The 21,304-nt window shown below is 63.6% G+C and carries 15 protein-coding genes and 1 riboswitch; of the genes, 6 read left to right on the top strand and 9 right to left on the bottom strand.

Annotated elements, in window-relative coordinates; translation table 11 throughout:
* Together gcvT and glyA are read right to left on the bottom strand one after the other, a co-directional pair.
* Window positions 1-1,197, bottom strand: coding sequence for a glycine cleavage system aminomethyltransferase GcvT (gene gcvT / locus GXH28_RS02075; protein ID WP_169237347.1), 1,197 nt, complete (start codon window positions 1,195-1,197; stop codon window positions 1-3).
* A 21-nt stretch (window positions 1,198-1,218) separates the two neighbouring features.
* Entirely contained in the window at window positions 1,219-3,069 is a 1,851-nt protein-coding gene (gene glyA, locus GXH28_RS02070; protein WP_169237346.1) for a serine hydroxymethyltransferase, read from the bottom strand.
* Window positions 3,070-3,213: 144 nt separating this feature from the next.
* A riboswitch (ZMP/ZTP riboswitch) is annotated at window positions 3,214-3,299 on the bottom strand.
* Between the two features lie 108 nt (window positions 3,300-3,407).
* Here glyA and GXH28_RS02065 point away from each other — a divergent pair.
* Both GXH28_RS02065 and GXH28_RS02060 read left to right on the top strand, forming a co-directional pair.
* A complete protein-coding gene (locus GXH28_RS02065; RefSeq protein ID WP_169237345.1) occupies window positions 3,408-3,830 on the top strand; it encodes a universal stress protein in 423 nt (140 codons plus the stop codon).
* A 227-nt stretch (window positions 3,831-4,057) separates the two neighbouring features.
* Complete coding sequence (locus tag GXH28_RS02060; RefSeq protein ID WP_169237344.1) at window positions 4,058-6,538, top strand: lytic transglycosylase domain-containing protein; 2,481 nt, start codon at window positions 4,058-4,060, stop codon at window positions 6,536-6,538.
* On the opposite strand, the gene GXH28_RS02055 is transcribed toward GXH28_RS02060, so the two are convergent.
* Together GXH28_RS02055 and leuB are read right to left on the bottom strand one after the other, a co-directional pair.
* Window positions 6,526-7,317 (bottom strand): DUF4058 family protein, encoded by a 792-nt coding sequence (locus tag GXH28_RS02055; protein ID WP_169237343.1) that lies wholly within the window; start codon window positions 7,315-7,317, stop codon window positions 6,526-6,528. The genes GXH28_RS02060 and GXH28_RS02055 overlap by 13 nt on opposite strands.
* Before the next feature lie 116 nt (window positions 7,318-7,433).
* Window positions 7,434-8,513 carry a 3-isopropylmalate dehydrogenase gene (gene leuB / locus GXH28_RS02050; protein ID WP_169237342.1) on the bottom strand — a complete coding sequence of 360 codons (1,080 nt, stop codon included), beginning with the start codon at window positions 8,511-8,513 and terminating at the stop codon, window positions 7,434-7,436.
* 122 nt (window positions 8,514-8,635) lie between these two features.
* On the opposite strand from leuB, the gene accC reads away from it, so the two are divergent.
* Both accC and GXH28_RS02040 read left to right on the top strand, forming a co-directional pair.
* Window positions 8,636-10,132, top strand: a complete 1,497-nt coding sequence (gene accC / locus GXH28_RS02045; protein WP_169237341.1) for an acetyl-CoA carboxylase biotin carboxylase subunit — start codon at window positions 8,636-8,638, stop codon at window positions 10,130-10,132.
* A 69-nt stretch (window positions 10,133-10,201) separates the two neighbouring features.
* Window positions 10,202-11,470, top strand: a complete 1,269-nt coding sequence (locus tag GXH28_RS02040; RefSeq protein WP_169237340.1) for a hypothetical protein — start codon at window positions 10,202-10,204, stop codon at window positions 11,468-11,470.
* 12 nt (window positions 11,471-11,482) lie between these two features.
* On the opposite strand, the gene GXH28_RS02035 is transcribed toward GXH28_RS02040, so the two are convergent.
* Together GXH28_RS02035 and GXH28_RS02030 are read right to left on the bottom strand one after the other, a co-directional pair.
* The gene (locus tag GXH28_RS02035) at window positions 11,483-12,481 is read right to left on the bottom strand and encodes a hypothetical protein (protein ID WP_169237339.1); all 999 of its coding nucleotides are present in this window, start codon (window positions 12,479-12,481) and stop codon (window positions 11,483-11,485) included.
* 21 nt (window positions 12,482-12,502) lie between these two features.
* Window positions 12,503-12,751 carry a Trm112 family protein gene (locus GXH28_RS02030; RefSeq protein WP_169237338.1) on the bottom strand — a complete coding sequence of 83 codons (249 nt, stop codon included), beginning with the start codon at window positions 12,749-12,751 and terminating at the stop codon, window positions 12,503-12,505.
* A 55-nt stretch (window positions 12,752-12,806) separates the two neighbouring features.
* Between GXH28_RS02030 and GXH28_RS02025 the strand changes: the two genes are divergently transcribed.
* Window positions 12,807-13,754 carry a delta(1)-pyrroline-2-carboxylate reductase family protein gene (locus tag GXH28_RS02025; RefSeq protein WP_169237337.1) on the top strand — a complete coding sequence of 316 codons (948 nt, stop codon included), beginning with the start codon at window positions 12,807-12,809 and terminating at the stop codon, window positions 13,752-13,754.
* A 205-nt stretch (window positions 13,755-13,959) separates the two neighbouring features.
* On the opposite strand, the gene GXH28_RS02020 is transcribed toward GXH28_RS02025, so the two are convergent.
* A complete protein-coding gene (locus tag GXH28_RS02020) occupies window positions 13,960-16,749 on the bottom strand; it encodes a valine--tRNA ligase (RefSeq protein WP_169237336.1) in 2,790 nt (929 codons plus the stop codon).
* A gap of 556 nt (window positions 16,750-17,305) precedes the next feature.
* Here GXH28_RS02020 and GXH28_RS16025 point away from each other — a divergent pair.
* A complete protein-coding gene (locus GXH28_RS16025; protein ID WP_206156681.1) occupies window positions 17,306-17,641 on the top strand; it encodes a hypothetical protein in 336 nt (111 codons plus the stop codon).
* A gap of 251 nt (window positions 17,642-17,892) precedes the next feature.
* On the opposite strand, the gene GXH28_RS02015 is transcribed toward GXH28_RS16025, so the two are convergent.
* A complete protein-coding gene (locus tag GXH28_RS02015) occupies window positions 17,893-21,144 on the bottom strand; it encodes a hypothetical protein (protein ID WP_169237335.1) in 3,252 nt (1,083 codons plus the stop codon).
* Window positions 21,113-21,253 (bottom strand): hypothetical protein, encoded by a 141-nt coding sequence (locus GXH28_RS02010; RefSeq protein WP_169237334.1) that lies wholly within the window; start codon window positions 21,251-21,253, stop codon window positions 21,113-21,115. Before GXH28_RS02010 ends, GXH28_RS02015 begins: the two co-directional genes overlap by 32 nt.
* Between the last annotated feature and the right edge of the window lie 51 nt (window positions 21,254-21,304).

Below are 21,304 nucleotides of genomic sequence, written 5' to 3'. Positions count from 1 at the left end.
TCATCCCCTGCGAGGCGGGAAGCGTGAGAGCACCGTGACTGCGTCCGGCATCAGCGCGCGGCTGCCCAACGGCGCGAACGGCTTGAGCGGCTCGGGCATGCGCTCCGGCAGCGCGACGACGTAGATCACACTGCCTTCTTCGACACCCGCCGATCGCTCGACCAGCGCCAGGCCCAGCAGATAGCCTTCCCCATCCTGTGCGCACGACGTGACCGTGCCGATTACCCGGCCGCGCTTGTCCAGCACCGGATCGCCCAGCTTGCTCGGCCGCACGCCCTTCTCGTTCATGCGGAAGCGCACCAGCTTCGCCGTGTTGCGCGCGGCCTTCTCCTTGTAGGCCGCCTTGCCAATGAATTCGGCGGGCTTGTCGGTTTTTACGAAGTTATCGAAGCCGATGTGATACGGGGCCAGGTTGAGCGGTCCGGCCAGCTCGTGGCCATAGAGCGGCAAGCCGGCCTCGATGCGCAAACTATCGCGCGCAGCCAATCCGCACGGCTTCAGGCCCTGGTCGCGGCCGGCGTCCAGCAGCGCATGCCACAGCGCGACCGACTCGCCCGGATGCACGAAGACCTCATAGGCGATGCGCTCGCCGGTGTAGCCGGTGCGCGAGATGAAGACGTGGTGGCCGGCGAGCGAGGCGCGCATCACGCCGGTATAAGGGAGCGCGCCGAGCGTCGCGCGCTGGTCGTCGGGCAGCAGTCGCTGCAGAATCTCCAGCGACTTGGGGCCCTGCAGCGCCAGGTCAACGCGCCGGTCGGCGCCCGAACTCAGATCGCGCAGATCGCGCAGCGTGCAGCGAAAGTCGCCGACCTGGGCGCGCAGCCAAACCCAATCTTTGTCGTTGTTGGCTGCGTTGACCACGACCATGTAGCGCTCCGCCTCGAGGCGATAGACCATGATGTCGTCCACGACATCGCCGCGCTCGTCGAGCAGGTAGCTGTAGTGCGAGCGGCCGACGGCCAGCTTGCTCACGTCGTTCGTGCCGACGTGATCGAGAAAGGCGCCGGCGTCCGGCCCACGCGCGTCGAACACACCCATGTGGCTGACGTCGAACAGGCCGGCGGCAGTGCGCACGGCCAAGTGCTCCTCGCGCGCCGAGGCATACCACAGCGGCATCTCCCAGCCGCCGAAGGGCGCCATGCGCGCGCCGAGCTGCTTGTGCGTCTCGAACAAGGCGGTGCGTTTGAGATCGGCCATGTGTCAGTGATGCGCTGTGGGCTATGGGCGACCGGCGACCAGCCGCACCACCACCGGCCCGGGGATGTCGGCGCTCAGGTCAGCATCGTCGAAGATCACGTAGCCGTCGGAGAGCGCCCGCAGCCACTGCGTGACACGCGACGCCTGATTCGCCGGTGCGTCGAGCGCGTAGCCGTCTTTTGTGCGGGCCAACGTCGCCACGCACAGCGGCGCGCGGTTGCGCCCGAGCACGGTCACCGCGGCGCCGTCGGCCAGCGTGTTCACATCTATGCCCAACACGACGCTCAGGAACGCCGCCGCCTGCGCGCCGCTCACCTCGATCCGACTCGCTACTTCCGACCCGCGATCCCTGACCTCTGTTCCCCGGCCCCTGTCCTCTGGTCCCTGATGCCCGATCCCCGGCCCCTGCCCATTCACCGCATACCAGACGAACGGATAGCCCTCGTGCGGCAGGTCGAAGTCGCGGCCGGCTTTGGCGACCAGCGCGTTGATGCGCGCCACGCCCTCCATCAGCGCGTCGAAATCCACGCGCGCCGTGTAGGCCACGGACTTCTTCGTCGGAGTGGTGTACGGCTTGGCGGTCTTCAGCACTAAGGCGATCACGTCGGCGATCTCGCGCATGTCCTCTTCCTTCAGGCCGCGCTGGGTAACCCACGGCGTGCCGAAGCGCAGCGCGCTCGGACGGCCGGCGTCTTTGTCGCCGGGGATGGTGTTGCGATTGCAGACGATGCCGATCAGGTCGAGGATGCGCGACGCGACGTTGCCCATCAGCGGCACGCCGTCGTGCTGCGCGATGGACTTGCAATCCAGCAGAACCATGTGCGTATTGGTGCCGCCGTGCACCACGCGTAGGCCATTCGCCTTGAGGCCGTCACTGAGCGCAACGGCATTCTTGGCGATCTGCTGTTGCAACGCTTTGAACTGCGGCGTCTTCGCCAGTTTGAACATGACAGCCATGCCGGCGATCTTGTTGATGTTGGGCCCCCCCTGCAGCCCGGGGAACACCGCGCGGTCTATGCGCTTGGCCAGCTCCGGATCGGTCGTGATGATCACCGCGCCGCGCGGCCCCATCATCGTCTTGTGAGTGGTGAACGACGTGACGTGCGCGACGCCGACCGGATTAGGATAGACGCCGGCGGCGGCCATGCCGGCGGTATGGGCGATGTCGGCCAGCAAATAGGCCCCAACCGAGTCGGCGATGGCGCGGAACTTGTGGAAGTCGGGCGCCCATGGATACGAGGTGTAGCCGGCGATGATCATCTTCGGTTGCTCGCGCTGGGCCAGCTCGTAGATCTCCTCGTAATCCAGCAGCTCGGTCTCTTCGTTCACGCGGTAGTGCACGATGCGCTGACGATGGCCGGTGACGTTGACCGGGCTGCCATGCGAGAGGTGGCCGCCGTGCAACAGGTCGAGCGTCATCACCGTGTCGCCAGGTTGCACCAATGCTTCGTAAATGGCGGCGTTGGCCACAGCGCCGCTGAGCGGCTGTACATTGACGAACAACTCCTCCGGCGTCATGCCGGGCGGGCAGAATACCTCCGCGCCGCGCCGCTGCGCTAACGCCTCGATCAAGTTGCAGTACTCGACGCCTTTGTAGTAGCGCCGGTCGCCGTTCCGCCGGTAGAAAGTCAGTTGTGACTCGTAATCCAGGATCTCGGCCTCGCTCAAGCCGTGCATGTCGGCATGAGGATAACCCTCGGCATAGATGTTCTGGAAGACCGAGCCTTCGGCCTCGCGCACGGCGGCCGGCACGTAGGACTCGCTGGCGATCATGATCAGCTTGTCGAGCTGGCGCGCGTGCTCATGCCGGATCAGCTCGGCCACGTCAGGATCAACATCGGCCAGCGTGCCGCGAATTAGAAAGTCATTCATCCCGTCGTCTCTCCCTGCGAATATCCGAATCATCGGCTGGCGCACCGATGGCCATGGTTGCGCATGACATCACCGCGCCTTGTAGCTCCCACGCCGTATAGGGTAGATGTCAAAAAGGAGGCAATGAGGCTGCTCACCTCGATTGCCTCCTGCCCAGACGATCGGCTCGGCACGTGCGCTGCGCCTCCATGTGGTCCATTCCACTCGCATCGTCAGTCGGCGCAGCGGCTCAGCTAACGCGATTCTAGCACGATGATGATAATGCGTTGAGTGGACGGGCGGTCCGTCGGAGTGTGGCTGCTACAGTTGACATCAACTGACCGTGAGGAAGAATTATCATGATTAAGCACATCCTATTAGCGACGGATGGGTCGGCGGCTGCCGAGCGGGCCGCCGACATGGCGGCTTCGCTCGCCAAGCGTTACGACGCCAAGCTCACAGTCGTGCATGCCTATGCCCCTGTGCCGATGTTCTTGGGCGAGCCGAATTACAGCCAAGCGGTGGAGCGCGTGTTGGAGGACGGCAGAAAGCTGGTGGAGGGCGTAGCCAACCGCCTGCGTGAGCTGGGCGTAAAAGAAGTGGTCCCTGAGCTTGTCGAGGGAGCGGCCACGGACGTGATCCTAGGGTTGATCGAAACACGCAGACCTGATCTGGTCGTGGTTGGCTCGCGCGGGCTGGGCACTTGGCAAGGCGCGTTCTTGGGCAGCGTGAGCATGGCCGTGACGCAGCGCGCCGATTGCCCGGTGCTAGTTGTGAAGTGACGCCGGCGCAGGCTCGCATGGCTGTCGCTCGATTGCGCAAGGTGGGCCGTCTCAAAGGCCCGCCTTGCGCTTTCGAGGCGTTTTGCGGAACGTCGGGCGCATGGCTGAGCCGCTGCGGCAACACGGGCGAGGCAATATGCACGAGGAGGAGACCATAGAGTCGCCAGAATAAGCGAGGGCTGCCGATGGGCGAATCGCACGAGGAAGCATGTTAGACTGCCCGACGCATGCCGCCTAAACTGCACCCTGGGCAGCGCGGCTTGACCCTTGTCCTCGCTTCCCTGGGGTTGCTCGTTTGCGCTGCCTGCGCCGACAATGCGCCAGCCGAACCAGCAACCCGCGCGGTCACTGCGCCGCCGGCCCAGCCGACGCTCTATGCGACACGACCCGCCCGGACGACTGCGACGCCGGCCCCCTTGCCCACGCCGGAGCCGACGCCCGACATCGCTGCATTGACCACGGGCGCGCACTATGCTGCCTTCATCGGCGACTATGCGCGTGCGATTGAGTTGGGCCAGCGGGTTGTCGCAGCGTCGGGCAGCGAGATGCGCCCAGACGCGCTGCGCATGCGCCTGAACATCGGGCGCTGGCAAATGGACGCCGGCCGAGCCGACGCCGCCGTTGCAACACTTTCGTCCGTCGTCGCCGACTTGAGCGCCAACGGGGCAGACTCCGGCGCGGAGTTGCCTGGCGCGCAGGCCCTGCTTGGGCGCGCCTACGCCTTGTCCGGCGACGCTGCCAACGCCTTGGCGCAATACGCCGCGGCGCTGGCCGCCGGCGCGGTCATCTCGCCCTGGCTGCACGTTTGGCTGGGCGACGCACATCTGGACGCGCGCCGACCGACCGAAGCGATCCCGCACTACCGCGCCAGCCTCGACGCTGCGCCGACTCCTGCCCAGGAATTCGCCCGCCGCGAGAAACTGGCGCTGGCCAGCCAACTGAGCGGCGACTTCCAGGCCGCCATTGCGCAATACGAAGTCATCCTCGGCCGCGCGCAACTGCCGGCCTATCGCGCACGCATCCTTTGGGAATTGGCACAGGCGCTGCAGGCGGCCGGCCAGCCCGAGGCCGCCTACCAGCGGATGAACGAACTGACGGCGAATTATCCGAAGACGCCGCAGGCCTTCCAGGCGTTGCAGGCGCTCCTCAACGCCGGCCAGCCATTCGACGAATTACAACGCGGCATCATCGGCTATCACAACGGTTCGCACGTCGCCGCGCGCGAGGCATTCCGCCGGGCGATCACCCGCTACCCCGAGCGCGCCAACGACGTGCGCTACTGGGCCGCATTGAACTACCTCAAACTGGGCAGCGTCCCCGATGCCCTCCGCAACCTCGACCAGACCATCGCCAGTAACCCCGCTAACGCGCCGGCAACCGTTGTGGCGCTGGGCGAGAAGGCCAAAATCTATGCGAACGTAGGCGATGCGGCGAATGCGCGCGCGACCTTCGAGCGGCTGAGCGCCAACGCCCCACGCGGGCAGGCCAGCGCGAGTGTCCTGTTTGATGTCGCGCAGACCTTCGCTCGCAACGACGCGCTCGTCGCCGAGGCGACGCGCGCCTATGAAACGGCCGAAGCGTTGCAATTCGACGCCGAACGAGGGCCGGAGGCGTTGGCGCGTGCCGCAGCGCTGCAGTACCGGCTGGGGCAATACGCCAAGGCGGTCACAACGACCCAGAAGCTCCTGGCGCGGTACGATCGTTCGCCGCAAGCGCTGTTGGGGCGATTGTGGCTGGGCAAAGCACAACTTGCGCTGGGCGATTTGACCGGCGGCATGGAGACGCTACAGGCGCTGGCGCAGCAAGCGCCCGACACCTACGAAGGCGCGCGCGCTGCGGAACTGGCGGCCGATCCGGACCAGCCACCGCTCTCTGCGCCGTTCCCATCGTTGGGCAGCCGCATGGATGCAACGGGACAGGAGGAGGCAGAGGCGTGGCTGCGCGGCTGGCTCGGATTGGAGGCATCGGCCAATGTGCGCGATCTGCGCGCGGACGTGCGCAGCGATTCGCGATTTATCCGCGGCAGCGAGCTGTGGCGTTTGGGCTTCAAGCTGGAAGCGCGCGAGGAGTTCGAGGGCTTGCGCGCCGCGTTCGGGCGCGATGCGCTGGCGCAGTATCAGCTCGCGCTATTCTTCCGCGACATCGGGCTATACCGCTCGTCCATCGGCGCCGCCGATACGCTGATGCGCCTCTCGCCGGCCAAAACGCCGTCGGCGTTGCCGGCCTTCATCGCCAGGCTGCTCTACCCCACCTACTACGCCGATCTTGTGCTACGGCACGCCCAAGAATTCGGGCTGGATCCGCTGCTGCTCTTCTCACTCATCCGACAGGAGAGCCTGTTCGAGCCGTTCGCGGTGTCCAGCGCAGCGGCGAACGGCTTGATGCAAGTGATCCCCAGCACCGGCCGCGAAATCCACACCGAGCTGAACTGGCCGCCGAACTACACCACTGCCGACTTGCAGAAGCCATACGTGAGCGTGCGCTTCGGCAGCCACTACCTGGCCAAACAACGTCGTTTCTTCGGCGGCGATCTCTACGCGGCCATCGCCGCGTACAACGGCGGCCCGGGCAACGCCCTGCGCTGGAAGGAACGCAGCGCCGGCGACCCCGATGTCTTCTTCATGGCCATCACATTCGATGAGACGCAACGCTACGTTCGCGCCCTTGCAGCGAACTATGCGATCTATCACCGGCTCTACGCCCGCTGAGCGTTGGCGATCAACTCGTGCGCCCAGGCGGCGTCGGCATCGTTCAGCGGCGGGACCGGCGGCTGGTTGTAGTCCAGCATCAGGTCGTAACGCGCCCGCGCATACAGGTCATGCAGGACAGCGTTTAGGTCGAGCATCGGCTCGTCCTCGCCGCGCTGGAGCGGAACGGTGATCGCCGGGATCGGCGCGCGCAGGTTGAAGTGATACAACTGCGCGCGCGGTCGCTGCCAGCTCCGGCTGATCAGAATGCGATAGTCGCTGTGCACCGGCTTACCGCGCAGAGGCATCGGCTCGCCGGCACGCATCAGGTCAATCTCGATCAGATTGGTGCGCGAGCCGAAGATCGCGCTGCGTTTGCTTTCATAGATCTCCCGGCCACGCTCGTGCAGCTTGTTGGCAGGCGAGAGCAGTTCCAGCACGGTGATCACCTTGCCACCATCGGCCAGGCGAATCTCCAAGTAGTTGTCACTCACTTCGTCTTCGGTGGGCAGCTCGACCCAGAGCGGGCTAGGGGCGCTGACGGCAGCGACCTCGTAGGCCGGCGCCTGAGGCTCGGCGACGCGTGCGGAGCCGGTGAGCACCGCCACATCAGGCCGGCCGACGAAGACGAGGTCGTCGAGGCTGAGCAGGTAGGTGCGCCGCTCCAGGCCGACGTAGTAGCGCGGCGCGACGAGCGGCGCGAGCGTGTCTGCGATCGCAGCGATTAGGCGATTGTGAACATCGGGCCACAGCGCCGGATGCTCCAGATACGGATCCATGCCCGGGAACGGCGAGCGCATACGCGTATTCTAGAGCAGTCTACTTCTTGGACAACGGGCTCTACGACGGGCACACCCTGCGACAGGCTCAGGATGCGTCGCGTGGGCCGAGCCTGTCCAAGCGTGTCCGGCGCATATTACAGGCGCGCGATCACGGCCTGCCCCATCTCCCGCGTGCCGAGCACGGTCGTGCCGGGTTGCTTGATGTCGCCGCAGCGCAGGCCGTCATCCAGCGCGCGCGCCACCGCCTGCTCGATGCGCTCGGCTTCGCGATGCAACCCGAACGACCAGCGCAGCATCATGGCCGCGCTCAGGATCATCGCCAATGGGTTGGCGACGCCTTGGCCGGCGATGTCGTGCGCCGCGCCGTGGATAGGCTCATAGAGGCCGCGCCGATAGCCATGTCGGTTGAGCGCATCGCCGAGGGATGCGCTCGGCAGCATCCCCATCGAGCCGGTCAACATGGAAGCCTCGTCACTGAGGATGTCGCCGAACAGGTTCTCGGTTGCGATGATGTCGAAGGCGCGCGGATTGCGCAGCAGATGCATGGCGCAGGCGTCGGCGTACATGTCCTCATACTCGACATCAGGATACTCCTCCCGAACCTCGTGCGCCACCTGTCGCCATAGCCGGCCGGTGGCCATGACGTTGGCCTTATCGGCCTGCGTCACCTTCTTCTTGCGCCCGCGCGCCAACTCGAAGGCCATGATCATCAATCGGCGCACCTCGTCTTCGGTGTAGAAGGTAGTGTCCACCGCCTGGCGATGGGGCGCTTCGCCGGATTGGCCTTGCGGCTTGCCGAAATACGTCCCGCCGGTCAGCTCGCGCAGGATGATCAGATCCACGCCTCGGATGACTTCTGGCTTGAGCGTCGAGGCGTCGAGCAACGCGTCGTACGCCTTCACCGGCCGCAGGTTGGCGAACAGCCCCAAGCCTTTGCGTAGGCCCAGGATCGCCTGCTCGGGTCGGACTTTGGCGGTGGGATCTTTATCGAACTTGGCCATGCCGACCGCGCCGAACAGCACAGCGTCGGCGTCTTGAGCTATTCGCAACGCCTCGTCGGGCAACGCTGTACCTTGCGCGTCAATGGCGCATCCCCCAACCAGGGCGGTGTGCAGCTCCAGGTCAAGGCCAAGCGCCTGGAGCACGGCGACGGCTTCGGCGCACACCTCTGGCCCGATGCCATCGCCCGGAAGAACAGCGATTCGTAGCTTCATGGGACGCCTATTAAACCGTGAAGCGGCGATTTGCACAGCCCCCATCGCCGATGGCATCGGCCATACCCTCTGTGCGCATGTTCGCCTACCCGCGCAGTCGGTGTTAAGATTGGATGCGCGCCATGTTCAAGAAGGTTCTGATTGCTAACCGTGGCGAAATCGCCGTGCGCATCATTCGTGCCTGCAACGAGCTGGGCATCGGCACGGTCGCAGTCTATTCCGATGTGGACCGCAACGCGCTGCATGTGCGCTTTGCCGACGAGGCGTATCACATCGGCCCGCCGCCCTCGCGCGACTCGTATCTTCGGATTGACAAGATCCTCGAGGTCGCGAAGAAATCCGAGGCTGACGCGATTCATCCCGGTTACGGCTTCCTGGCCGAGCGCGAGGATTTCGCCCAGGCCTGTGCCGACGAGGGCATCGTCTTCATCGGCCCATCGCCGAGCGCCATCGCCAAGATGGGCGACAAAGCCGTGGCGCGCGCAACGGTGCAGCGCGCCGGCGTCGCCGTCATCCCTGGAACGGAAGGCGAGGCGAATCTATCGGACGAGGAGCTGCTGAACATTGCGCCCAAGATAGGCTTCCCCCTGTTGATCAAGGCCAGCGCCGGCGGCGGCGGCAAGGGGCAGCGCGAAGTGCACAGCCTGGAGGAGATGCCGGCGTTGCTGGCCAGCGCGCGGCGCGAGGCCGAGTCGGCCTTCGGCGACGGCTCGGTATATCTCGAGAAGCTGGTCGAAGGCGCCCGGCACATCGAATTCCAACTCCTGGGCGATCATCACGGCAACATTATCCATTTGGGCGAGCGCGAATGCAGCCTGCAACGCCGGCGCCAGAAACTGGTGGAAGAGTGTCCATCGCCGGCGATGAACCCGGAACTGCGCGCCAAGATGGGCGAGATGGCCGTGCGCGCCGCGCAGGCGGTGAACTACGTCAACGCCGGCACAATCGAATGCCTGCTCGACAAGCAGGGCAACTTCTACTTCATGGAGATGAACACACGCCTGCAAGTAGAGCACCCGATTACCGAACGCGTGACGGGCGTGGACATCGTCAAGGAGCAGATTCGCATCGCGCGCGGACGGCCGCTGCGCTACAAGCAAAAGAACATCAAGATGACCGGTTGGGCCATCGAGTGCCGGATCAACGCCGAGGACCCGTTCGCCAATTTCATGCCCAGCACCGGCCTGATCAAGCGCATCAACTTCCCGACCGGGCCGGGGGTGCGCGTAGAAAGTGGCGTATATGAGGGCTACGAGATCACGCCGTACTACGATTCGATGATCGCCAAGCTGATCTGCTGGGGCGACACGCGCGCCGAGGCGATCCTGCGCATGAAGCGCGCGCTGAACGAATTCCGCATCATGGGCGTGAAGACCAATGTGCCGTTCCACCAACAACTCTTCCGCTCGACGCGCTTCCAGGCCGGCCAGTTCGACACGCGTTTCGTCGAAGATCGCTTCGAGCTTGAGGAGCAGTCCCAGGCTCACAGCGACGTGGCCGCCATCGCGGCTACGCTGATTGCGCACCGGCAGGGGCGCGAGGCCGCCGAGCGCATCGAACGCACCGATCACGGGCGGGCCTCGCATTGGCGTTGGAGCCTGCGCAAGACGTGGGAGTAGAAAACCGGTGCTCGACTTCTGAAACCGGATTTCTGGACTCCGGCTTCTGGACTTTGGCTTCTGACTTCTGTGAAACGCTCTCCCGAACGAACAGCGTGGATCGTCCTGTTTGCGTCGTTGTTTACATGTTGCGCGCTGGCCGTCGGCGTGCCAGCGGCAGCGTTGGCCTTCTATAACACGGCCACGGTTGAGGCCGGCATCAACGTCAAGCTGCAAGCCGGCCAGATGAGCGTGTGGCGGCCGACGCAGACCGATCGCGACCCGCCGAGCGTCGTGTCGTTGGACGGATATGACATCAGTGAAGGCAGCCTCGTCGCGCTCGGCGCCGACTCCGCCGGCCTGCTCACGCTGCTGGATAACGCTTCGTCCCCCCCGCGCCCGTTGTTGACCATGCAGTTGTATCCGAACGCCCGGCTGCGTGTCGAGCGGGCACGGCTTCCGCGTTTTAGCGCCAGTGCCCTGGGTGATGAATTCGCCTTCCGGCTCGTCGGCGGCCGAGTCCAAGCTGCCATCCACGCGCCGCGTCGCAAATTCAACTTGCGCTTTGCAAGCGATCACGGCAGCGTGTTGATCAGCACGCCCGGCTTATACGTCGTCGAGCAACTCAACGACGCGCTGCGACTGGATGTGGCGGAGGGCAGCGCTGTGGCCGTGACGCATGGTGGGGAAATGTCGCTCAACGTGTCGTCAGGCCAGCACACCGTGGTGACGATGTCCAGCGTCGCCGGCCTCATGCCGCCGCCGCGCAATCTCGTTCGCAATGGCCAATTCCAGGAGTCGCTGCAGCCCTTGTGGCGAGTGGAAACGCTGACCGCCGCGCCGAATGCGCCGCTCGGCACAGCCAAGATCGTCGAGGATGGCGCGACGCGAGCGCTTATCCTTGAGCGCATGGGCGAGGGACTGGGATGGGGGCGTACCGGCATCATCCAGACGCTTGATGCGCGGGTCAACAACGGGCGCGACCTGCGGCTGGTATTGGATTTCGCCATCTTGTTCCAAGAGCTGCCGGTGTGCGCCAGCGCCGGCAGCGAGTGTCCGCTTTTCGTCTCCATCGCCTGGCGTGACACGAAAGGGCGCTCGCGCGAGTGGATTCAAGGGTTCTACGCCAACGGCACACCCCAAATCCAGCCGGGAGCGCTCAGTTTGCCCGATTCGATCCTCACCAATCCGCAGCGCAAGCACATCAAAATGCCACTGGGCCAGCGCATGCGCTGGGAATCGGAGAATCTCTACCTTTATCTCCCTGACGTGGAGACGATTGAGGCGATTAAGCTCTACGCTGAGGGGCACGCGGTGCGCACCCAGGTCAACGCAGTGGCGCTCCGGCTCACTCGCTGAGTCAGCGGCGGTTCACGGTGAAGCGCGCGAGGCACCCGCCAGGCCGACATCCGCCGGCAGCTCAGGCAGCAGCTCGATTTGTCCGCGGTACTCAGCCAGCTCGCCCTCGATACGAACCCGGTCGCCTACGCTCAGCGTCGTCGAGAAGGGCAAATGCTGCCACACCGAATCAAACATCACGACGACGATCGAAGCTCCCGATGCGTCGGTCACGTCGGCGCGCATGCCTTGCCTGAACGGCCGGAGGTCGCTCACCACGCCCTCGACGCCCACCCAGCGGCTCAGCAGGCGCTCATCGAGTTCGGCGATGGAACGGAAATAGTCGGCTGAAGGTATCCGGTCGCCTTGAACGATGTCCACATGAGACGACAGCACTTGCTTCGCGCCGCGATACTCCCCCACTGCGCCGGTGACGCGGATCCACTGGCCGGCGCCGAGCGGCGGCGGGGTGACGATCACCGATAGATCGAGCGCAGAGACAACTTCGGCAGTGGCATCGCCGTCGCGGACCGAGATGACGCGCAGCCGGTTGCCGACGTTGCGGATACGACGAACCTGACCGGTAGTTTGCACGCGCTCGCCGAGCGGTGTACCGTTTAGCTCAGCGAGGCGAATAGCCGAAGCAGGCGGCGTCTCAATGCTCAACCCTTCGGCAGCGTTCAAGATGAGCGATGGCTCATCGTCGCGGATGCGCAGCGTGCCTTCGACGCGGACGCGATCGCCGGGCAGAGGGATGCGGCGCTCGGCCAGCAGTCGTTCCACCACGGCGCGATAGGCCGTCACCCGCAGTTCCCCGCTGGCGTCCCATACGCGGAATGACAGAAACTTGTCCTGCTCCGAGAGGGTGGGATAGGCAACGACCACGCCCTCGATGCGCACGTAGCCGAAGTTCATCGCCGGCTGCACTGCGGCGATGGTGGTGAGCGGGCGCGGCGTCGCGCGCGATGCGACGACGAGCGCGATCACGCTACTCGTGGCCAAAAGGAGGGTGAGCGCTTTGAGCAGGCGCATGACCCAGCCGGCGCGCCGTCACTAATCAGCAGGCGGCGGAATGGGCAAGTCCTCCGGTTTCACGTTGATCCACTTCTCGCCTTCTTCGATCAGCATAATCGGGATGCCGTCCTTAATCGGATACTTGCGCCCATAGACCGGCTCGATCAACCAGCAGTCCTTGTAGAGGATGAGCCGGCCAGGGTCTTCGCCGGGTTGACGCGTGGATGTGCTGACGCAGTAGGGGCAACGCAAGATCTCGAGCAGTTCCGGGTTGATCGTTGATGCCATGCTGCAATTTTAACGGCGCGCAGGCGTCTGGGGCCCGCTTGCATACAATTGCCGCGTGCGCATTTTCGATTTCGCGACCACCCACCAACTCTTGCCCTATCTGGAATTGGCCGATGAGTTGCGCGCTGTGCTACGCGACAAGCACGCCGGTATCACGATAGCCCCTCAACGGTTGACGCTGCCGATCGGCGACAGCGGCATGTTATTCGTGATGCCCGCCGCCGACCAGGACATTGCCATCACCAAGCTCGTCACCGCGCACCTGCGCAACACCGAGCGCGGCCTCCCCAGCATTCATGGCGAAGTCATTGTGATGAATGCCCACACCGGCGAACGCTTGATGCTCCTCGACGGTCAAGCCGTGACAGCCCGGCGCACTGCGGCGCTCTCGCTGCTCGCCGCGCAGATGCTCGCGTCCGAAGAAGCCAAGCGCGGCGCGCTGCTCATCGTCGGCGCGGGCGCACAAGGTAAGGCGCACCTGGAAGCGCTGGGTCAGTGGCTGCCGGCGAACGACGTGTTCATCTTCTCGCGCGCTTTCGCCGATGCCGAGGCGCTGGCCCATCACGGGCGCATGATGGGGATCAATGCGCAGGCCATTGGGACGGTCGGCGACATGTTGCCGGCGTGCGGCATCATCGTGACGGCCACCACCAGCCGACAACCGGTGATCGAAGACCGCGTGCGCGATGATGCGCTGGTGATCGCCGTGGGCGCTTATTCAGCCGAGATGGCCGAGTTGCCCGCCAGCCTCGCGCGCCGCGCGCGCATCTTCACGGATACGCTCGAGGGTGCACGCGCCGAGGCCGGCGACCTGATCCAGGCCGGCGTAGATTGGTCTTGCGTGACGCCGCTGGAAGCGGTTGTCGCAGGAACCCCCCCGACGATCTCCGCAGGGGCAACGCCGCCTTCGCCGATCATCTTCAAGAGCGTCGGCCACGCGCTTTGGGATTTGGCCGCAGCTCGCCTAGCCGCCCGCAAACTACCGCCGCCGTCGGCGAAGTAGGGGTTGCGCCACGCATGGAACGATGGCGGGGATGGCATTCGACGCGTTTTAGGGGCGATGTCGCGCCGCGCCTGACCTGATACGACTGTCCATGATGCGGGTGAACGAGCCGGCATAGGCCGACACGCGCCGGCAACGAGGGCGACCGGGCGGGGCGCGGCGGCGTTGAGCGCTCCAGACCTCCGGCGGCGTTCTGGTGGAGGCCCTAGGCGGCCAGACCATCAAGCCGGGCGCGCAGTTCGTCGCGGCGGGCGCGCAGGTTGGCCAGCTTAGCGCGCTCTTTGTCCACCACAGCCGCCGGCGCGCGGCGGCTGAAGTCGCCATCCAGCAGTTGCTCGCTCTTGGCGATCTGCGCTTCCAGCGTGGCTATCTCGTCGCTCAGGCGCCTGCGCTCGGCTTGCAAGTCCACGAGGCCGGCCAGCGGCAGATACACCGTCGCGTCGCCCAGCGCCAGCGTTACGGCTTGCTCCGGCGCGGGCGCGTGCTCGGCGATTATCAAGTCGTCGTTCACGCGCGCCAGCGCCTGGATGCTCTCGCGCATCGCCTCGAAGTAGGCCCTGTGCCCGCCGGCGCTGATCACCGCCGGGATGCGCCGGTGCTGCGCCACGTTGTGCTCGGCGCGCGCATTGCGGATGGCGTGGATGGCTGCCTGCACCAGCGCCATACCGGCCAGCGCGTCTTCGTCGGCGGCGGGCAATTCATCCGGCCGCGGATAGGGTGCCAGCATCAGCGCAGGGTATTGGAAGCTGGGCAACGACCAGCGACCGGCGGCCGCCTCCTTCAACTTCTGCCACAATTCCTCGGTGATGAAGGGCATGAAGGGATGCAGCAGACGCAGCGCCACGTCGAGCGACTGGACTAACACGTCGAGGTTGAGCCGGTTCTTGGAGAACTCCAGATACCAATCGCAAAAGTCGCTCCAGATGAAGTCGTAGATCAATCGGGCGGCTTCGCCGTATTGGTAGTCGTCCATCAGCCGGCGCGCGTCGTAGATCGTCCGGCGCATGCGGGCCAGGATCCACGCATCGGGCAGTGTGCGCAGGTCGGCGCCTTCGGGCCGCGGCGGCTCGGCTGGTGCATCCAACTTCCCCAACACGAACCGCGCGGCGTTCCACAACTTGTTGGCGAAGTTGCGCGCACCCTCGATGCGATCGCTGCGCCATTTGCCGTCCACCTTGCGCGCATCCATCTTGATGTCATTGCCGGGCGCGCCGGCCGTGACCAGGAAGAAGCGTAGCGCATCGGCGCCGTAGGTGTCAATCAGCTCGAGCGGGTCAATGATCTGATCCGGCCGGCTCTTGCTCATCTTCTTGCCGTCGGCAGTGCGGATCAGGCCGTGCAGATACACGGTGGTGAACGGCACGTCGCCGGTCAGCTCCAACCCCAGCATCACCATGCGCGCCACCCAGAAGAAGAGGATGTCGTAGCCGGTCTCTAGCATGGTCGTAGGGTAGTAGCGGCGCATATCCTCGGTATCGCGCGGCCAGCCCAGCGTGCTGAACGGCCATAAGCCGGACGAGAACCAAGTGTCGAGCACGTCCTCGTCCTGGCGCAGCGCCACGTCCGGCCCCCAATCGGCGCGCGCCGCCTGGTATGCCTCTTCCTCGCTCAGCGCGCAGTATTGCGTGGGCAAGTCCGCGCGGTCGCGCTTCAATGCTGAAGCGTTCACCACGTACCACACGGGGATCTGATGCCCCCACCACAATTGACGGCTGATGCACCAATCGCGGATGTTGTCAAGCCACTGGAACCAGGTTTTCTCGAAGCGCTCCGGCACGATCTTGATGCGACCGCTGCGCACGGCATCGGCAGCCATCTGCGCCATCGCCTTCGTATCGCACCACCACTGCAGGCTGATGCGCGGCTCGATGACGGCGCCGCTGCGCTGGCCGCGGCCCAGTTTGATCGTGTATGGCTCAACCTTCACCAGCAGTCCTTCCTTCTCCAGGTCGGCCACCAGGCGCTTGCGGCACTCGAAGCGATCCAGGCCGGCGTAGGGGCCGGCGTTGGCGTTCATCTTGGCCGTCTCATCCATCACCTCGATGAAGGGAAGATGATGGCGCTTGCCCACTTCGTAGTCCACGAAGTCATGTGCCGGCGTCACCTTCACCGCGCCGGTGCCGAACGCCATGTCGACAGCGCTGTCGCTGATGATGGGGATTTCGCGGCCGATGGCCGGCAAGATCGCGCGGCAAGCCACGCGGTGCGTGTAGCGCTCGTCCTCCGGGTGCACCATCACCGCCGTGTCGCCCAGGATGGTCTCCGGCCGGGTGGTGGCAACGGTGATCCACTCGGTTGCGCCCTCGGCCCAGCGCCCACTGCCCCAGGGGTGCAACGGGCCTTCCCAGCGGTTGGTCTGCAGTGGGTAGCGCACGTGATAGAGGAACCCCGGCTCCCCCTCTTCCTCGGTCTCCACCTCTAGGTCGCTCACGCCGGTGAGCTGCACCGGGTCCCAGTTCACCATGCGCGTGTCGCGGTAGATCAGCCCTTTGTCATAGAGGTGTTTGAACGCCTTGCGCACGGCGAGGGTGCGCGCCTCGTCCATGGTGAACGCTTCGCGGTCCCAATCCACGCTGATGCCCAGGGCGCGCTGCTGACTGTTGATGATGCGCTGCGAATGCTCCTTCCAGGCCCACACCTCAGCGAGGAACGCGTCGCGAGTCATATCTCGCCGGCGGCGCCCTTCCCGCTCCAGTTTCTTCTCCACCACGGCTTGCGTGGCGATGCCCGCATGGTCGGTGCCGGGCACCCACAGCGTGCGCGCACCCTTCATGCGGTGGTAGCGCGTCATCAAGTCCTCGATGGCGCTGGTCAGCGCGTGGCCCATATGCAACGTGCCGGTGACATTGGGCGGCGGGATGGTGATGACGAACTGTGGTTCGCTCGGGTCGAGATAGCGCTGACTTTCCGGCTTGAAATAGCCGCGCTTCTCCCACCACTCGTAGATGCGGCGTTCTACCGCCTTCGGATCGTAAGCCTTGGATAGCTCGGTCATCGGTCGTTCCTAGTCTTAGCTGAAATTCGCCAGTCGCTCGTCGTCAATCGTGACAAACACAAACGCCCTTCGTCATCCGCATCGGACGAGAAGGGCGCTCCCCGCGGTACCACCGACGTTCGCCTGCACAGTCAAACACGCGCAACCCGCGCAGGCACACTCTGGACGCTGTAACGGGCGTTCCCGAATTCGGCTAGCGCCGGGCGCGGTTCACCGAATTGACTCACGAGCGACCTTCGGCGGTTGCCCTCCGGCGCAGGCTCTCAGTCTAGGACCTGCGCTCCCTGTCGGCGCGGTACCACCTACTCCTCTCGGTCATCGTCTTTCGTTGCTATTCTCACTCGTCATTATACCGAGATCGCGGCACAAGGCCGAAGCGGAAGCGCCGGAAGGCGCGCCGTCGGCCTATAATCCACATGCCACGGCGCACACTTCTAAAGACGAGGATCCCCCTAATGGCCAACCCCCTGCTCATCGCGAAAGGCGAGACAGATTGCTTCATCCTACCCAAGATGGCCAACCGCACGAGGGTCTCGGGAGTACCCATTGCGCGGTCATGTACGATGGTGGCTTCCGTCCGTTGACTCTCAGTCAGCCGCGCCCGCACCGCTTCGCAATTCTGGCGCGGCGTCGTGCGATCGGCGGTGTTGCCGACCAGCCCCCGAAGCGCCAGAGGCAGACCTTCACCGGTGACTTGAGTCCGATGTCGATCTGCTTGCTGTCGGGACGTTGGTCGCGGGAATTGGATCAACTCGCTTTCGGTGTACAGCTCCTCGCAATACGCCGAAGTGATGTCGTAGTGCAACCACTGGAGCGGCAAGCGATGGCGTTGCACGGCGCTTTGAATGACAGTCTGCCAAATCGTGAGGTGGTGAGGATAGACCGCATCTAGCGTTTCGCCCGGACGGGCATCGTGCGCTTGTTCGGATCGAACGCCAAGGGCTTGGCTCAGGGCGGTGGATTCCGGCAACGCGCCAACTTTGGAGAGGGGGCGCGGGTCTTGGAGCCGATTGACCGCTAACAGGTTATCGTCCTGTGGGGAAACATCGTGGTTGCTGGCGCACACCGCAGTAACGGCTTCGACCACGCCCAATTCACGCAAAATCGGCAAGGTCAGACAGGCAGCGCCGGGGCGATCTCTTTTTAATCCAGCACGCGCTGGTAAAGTCCGAGGTTGGACAAGCGGAAGGCCACGCAAGCCTGCGGGGTGTCGAGGTCTATGCGGATGCCCTTCACGTGCTCCAGGACATACCACCACGGCGATGCGTCCAGCGGCACAATCAGCGTGCCGTTCTCGGCGGTGAGGCGCAGGCTGGCCGACTCGAACGCCCCACCGCGACTATCGCCCCACCAGAACACTTCGAGGCGCGGCTCGGCTTTCTGTCCTTGGCAGGCGAAGTCGAACTTGAGCAGGCCCGCCTGGCGGCCCGAGATGTCGAAGTGCGCGATGTCGAAGCTAATCTGTGGGTCATCGCCCTCCGCTTTGTAGGCATCTCCCATGGGGGAAACGTGGAAGGTGTGGAACGGCGATGGCAGCTCGCCGACCAAGGTCATCTTGCCCTGCAGCGCGTGCGCGGAGCGCCCCCAGGCGAGGGGGAGCTTTAGCAGGTCGGAAAGGCCGAAGGCGCGCTGGAAGAGCGAGGCAGTGTATTCCTGATAGACCTGTGGGCTGACCGTGATCTCGACAAAACGCTGCTGGATCGGCGTAATCGGCGCTGGGGCGTCGGCGTCAAACCAAACCGCAGAGCCTTCCGGCCAGACGCGCTGGATGGCGCGCGGCTTGCCGTCGGCGAAGCGGAGCAAGTCGCCGGGTTGGAGCATAGAGGCGAGGACAGGGTCGTTGAGGAGGACGGCCGGCTCGTTGCGGCTGATCCCGTTCAGCCAGTTGTCGTCGGTGAGATCTTTGATCTCGGCGGAGAGGATGTAGCGCTCGGGCGGTGGGAGCAGGCTGCTTTGCCTGGAGTAGCCGAGGATGAAGCGGTCTTCCATCCTGGGCAGGTAAGTGTCCATGATGAAGCGATACAAATAGTAATTGCGGATGGGAAGGTTTGCCAAGGCTCCAAAGGAGTTGTCAGCTTGGAAGAGTGCGACTCTAGGTGTTGAAGCCGTCAAAATCCTGACCGCGTGCTTTTGTTGATCGGGATGAGGCGTGTTGAAGGGAGCGGTGATGGGAATCGGCGGGAGTCGGTTGAAGTAGAAGTAGTGAGCATTCCGTGAGGTGAGGTCGAGATAGGTCTCGGTTGGCGCAAGTTGCGCGTCGAGGAACTGCTTGAGCCTGCTCAAGCGCGCCCAGTGGTCAGCAGTGACATGCGCCAGACCGATGTTTGGGAATCCCTCTTTTGCTGCGTTGCGCAGGGGCGGCGTCTCAATTCGCCGGGTGATTGCTGAGGTAAGCCGAGAGGGAAGCTTAGGCTCTCCTATGGGCAAAGCGAGCGCGCAGACGATCGCTAATGCGAGCAAAGCGCGTTGGGAAGATTGCGCCGCCTTCCAGAACAGAGCCGGCGCAAATGCAGACCAGACCAATGTGGAGACAAGCATTGAGCGCGCCAAGTTGTTCCAGTCTATTCTTCCGAAAGAATAGGGAGTCATCAGCAAAGCAAATATCAAGGCAGCTCCTAGCGCATACACGTCGCTCTGCCGGTTCGCAATCTCCGGAAGTTTTCTCTGCGCAGCGAAGAGAAACAGGATGGAGAGGATAACCCAGGATGCGCCCCCTACTTCAAGCCCAAGCTCTAGAAAATTGTTGGCTCGAGTTGGGGAGTTCAAGCTGAAATTCCAGGGGATGCCGTAGCTGATCTGGTTGATCGCACTGTTCTGCAGGGTGTATTCAACAGCTCCAAGCAACATTCGATAAAGCGGCGTGACAGCAACAACCACAACGATGCCGATCACCAAGCCGGCAAGGTAGCCGATCTCCTTCCTGTTTCTGCCGCGCAGTAAGTCGTAAACCATCTTCGCGGCGAGAGGAGCGAAGGCGGCGCTCAGGACGAGGCCCTGACCAGGAACCACGAGTATCAAGACAATGGCGCCCAGCAACCATGCCCCAAGCCACACAGACGGGCGCGAGCGCAGCCGGCTGCTTGACCACAGACAGATGAAAGGAACGAAGAACGCTATCCATAGTCGAATCGTAGAGATAGTCAGGCCTACTGCAGCGCTGAGTGCTTTGCTCCCTGTAAAGGCATAGATAGAGAAGAAAGCAATCGCGACGAGCAGCGCTGCAGTTAGGCGAGAAGCGTCGGGGAGAGTTGCAGCTGAGCCGTCGTAGAAGACAAACGAGATAAACGCCGCAAGATCATCATCGAGCAAACCGTGCTGGGGTATGTAATCCACATAAGGCAAAAAGCCATGTGCGTAGCTCCATCGGCCGATAAGCCGCTCGCCAAAGTGGTAATCATCGGCGCTGAGGAGGGGAGGAATAGTCACACCTTCGCGTATTGCAAGCACGAGCGCCAGCAGCGCAAAGGGTGAGATGGCGCGGCCAAGGTCTGCCGGGTTCAGCTTCCTGAACCGGATGAGCACATCCGCATAAGAGACGAGCAGCAAGATCAGGATAGCCGCTTTCAGGTATAGGGTGGCAGGGTAGGCGTAGAGCTGAGATGTTGAAGCGTCAAACAATTTGGCGGGGTATAAGGTGACAAAGAGCAGGGGCAGAGTCGCATACGATAGCCAATACAGTACTCTGACAAACCAAGATTGAGCGTTCACCCGTGGCGAAAGGAGTAACAGCAGCACCATCAACGCAGGACAGACGATCAGCAGCGCCTCGCTGGCTTGGGCGAAGGCCGTATGGTCAAAGTGACCAACGAGGCTCATAGGTGCTCTGCTCAACAGAGCAGCCAGGTTGACAGGGATGAGCGCCAGTAGAAAGGCAAGAAAAAGCAAAACGCTCCAGGTGCGTATGTCAGCCGCTTGCAATGAGCGCCTGTTGAAGGCCACGATAGCAGTCAAAGAGATGATGCCGAGCGCTGATATCAGCAGCTCAGCGCGCGTGAGCGTCAATTGAGATTCCTGAAGAATTGTGGCAAGGCCGAAGTAAAAGGGAATTGACCACCAAGCGATTTGCTCGACAAAGGCGGTGGCGGCTATGGCGTCGGCATGATAGTGGATTTCTCGGGTTACTCTGCTGAGCACGGAGAAAGAAACATAGAAGGCCAGGATAAACACCGGCATGGCGACGAGGTCCTGCTGCTTCCCCAGGGCCTTGAAGGTGGTCACATCGCCAGCCAGGAACTCTGTGTAGGCTTGGCCGAATTCGACGCGGAGTATCAGCATGAGGGCAGGAATAGCAATGCCGAGCGATGCGACCAGGATGCTGAGTGTAGCGGTAATGTTAAGTCTCACCCTTTGTGTCATAGCTGCCTCAGGCGGTTTTGAGTAAAACGGGATGGCCATAATCTATCAAATCCCACAGACCAGGCGTGGTACGACGCACCTGACTCAAATCGTCGGTGATGACGTCATGGCGAACATCATCCAAATGCTCGGCAAGGTGTGTGCTCATGAAGTTGCCGATGGTGCAAATCAGAAATTCAACGGCATTGTTGCTTGGTTA

The organism is Candidatus Roseilinea sp. NK_OTU-006 (assembly GCF_012931985.1).
GTDB lineage: Bacteria > Chloroflexota > Anaerolineae > J036 > Brachytrichaceae > JAAFGM01.
This window is presented reverse-complemented; position numbering and strand designations above follow the sequence as displayed.